The following is a 1,340-nucleotide window of genomic DNA, read 5'->3' as shown; positions in this document are numbered from 1 at the left end:
ATGAATTCGTCCGCAAGACCGCGAAAGAGTTCGAGGACCTGTACAAGGAGGCCAGCAGCATCTATGCCATCCTGGACGACGCGCATTCCCAGCTGACTGCACATCAGTCCAAAGTCAAATGGCTCGTCGCAAGCGCGCAGGACGACGGGTTCAAGGTCTCTGACAACTCCGACGGCACCGTGAGTTTCCATGAGTTCGGAGACGGCGGGTCGCGGTGGTCACTGGACTCCCCGCAGTCGTACGCCGAATCCGTCAATCATGAAATTCGCCGGGCCGTCACGGTCGACGTTCTGGCCAAGCGCACGCTGGCCAAGATCCACGGCGGAGACCCGTCCGACGCGGGCCACGCCCAAATCCGCTCTCTGCTGACCGCATAACAGGGAAGTCGTGACGGTGGAGCCCGGTGGCCATGGGATGCCCAAGGTGTCTGCGCGCGCACGGCCGGAGGGACCGGTGGCGGGTCGGCGCCGGCGGGCGGCCCCCTGGAGCACTTCCACGTCCCCGCCGACGCTGCCCTGTGCCCTGCCCCCCTGCGCCTACGCGACGGCCGTCTCCTGATGACCGATTGGCCTGGTTATAGCGAGATCGCGTTCTTGGCCCGCTCGACCGAGGCCTCGGAGGCCGGCCGGCCCGGATTCTCCGTGGCCAGCGCCTGGTTGAGCGCGACGAACGGCCCCATGCGCCGCTCGTAGTCGTCGAACGCCGCGCCGTGATCGCCGTCCGCCCCTCCCCAGCGGACGGCGGCCATCCGGTCGACGAGCGCCCGCTTCCGCCCCGCGACGTCGCGGTGGTCGATCCGCTGCTCCTGGGGCCCGGCCGCCGCCCAGCGGAAGGTGATCCTCGAATCGGAATTGTCGCGTACGGGGAAGAAAGAGGGACCTTCGCAGTCTCCGAGCCCGTGGAACCCGGCGCAGCCGCGGCGTCACGCGACAGCCCATCCCGTACCGGCCAAGAACATTACGGGCGAACCGCCGGATCAATCAGCAAGCGAACCCCGCTGACGAATTGAGGCTGACTTTGCCCGGCCGCAGCCGGAGTGATGTCATCCGATTCAGCTAGCATACGTTTTTATTCGCGATGTGGTGCGGCTGGCCAGCGGAGGGACGGCCGCAGAACCAGACGCGCTGATGTTCTCTACGGGAGGTAACGGGGAAATGTCGTTCGACAGCGAGTGGTCTCAGCTCAAGGCCGAAGCGGCCGGGCAGCAGAGCGCCCGAACGCGGCTCAACCAGCTTGCCGCGGCCGGCGGTGGCGGCGGGGACGAGGACGGCGGCAAGACCTCCGATCTCATCGTTCACCAGGACGACTTGGGCGCCGTGGGGCACGAGGCCTTCGTCCTG

At 67.2% G+C, this 1,340-nt stretch carries 2 protein-coding genes and 1 pseudogene; 2 read left to right on the top strand and 1 reads right to left on the bottom strand.

Annotated elements, in window-relative coordinates:
- Positions 1-377 (top strand): hypothetical protein (locus tag PV419_RS52820; RefSeq protein ID WP_319701236.1); only part of this gene is annotated, 377 nt, incomplete at its 5' end.
- A 197-nt stretch (positions 378-574) separates the two neighbouring features.
- Here PV419_RS52820 and PV419_RS52815 read toward each other — a convergent pair.
- Positions 575-748: a hypothetical protein gene (locus PV419_RS52815; RefSeq protein WP_319701235.1), complete on the bottom strand. Its 174-nt coding sequence runs from the start codon at positions 746-748 to the stop codon at positions 575-577.
- Between the two features lie 406 nt (positions 749-1,154).
- Here PV419_RS52815 and PV419_RS52810 point away from each other — a divergent pair.
- Positions 1,155-1,340 (top strand): annotated as a pseudogene (locus PV419_RS52810) (hypothetical protein); the annotation flags it as partial.

Source organism: Streptomyces sp. ME19-01-6, from assembly GCF_033793745.1.
Lineage (GTDB): Bacteria > Actinomycetota > Actinomycetes > Streptomycetales > Streptomycetaceae > Streptomyces.
The sequence above is the reverse complement of the archived record's forward strand: the minus strand, read 5'-3'. Positions and strand labels throughout refer to the sequence as shown.

What these genes read in the sequence shown, in the direction of transcription:
- PV419_RS52815 (WP_319701235.1), bottom strand. Translation starts at nt 748, where the DNA reads ATGGCCGCCGTCCGCTGGGGAGGGGCGGACGGCGATCACGGCGCGGCG.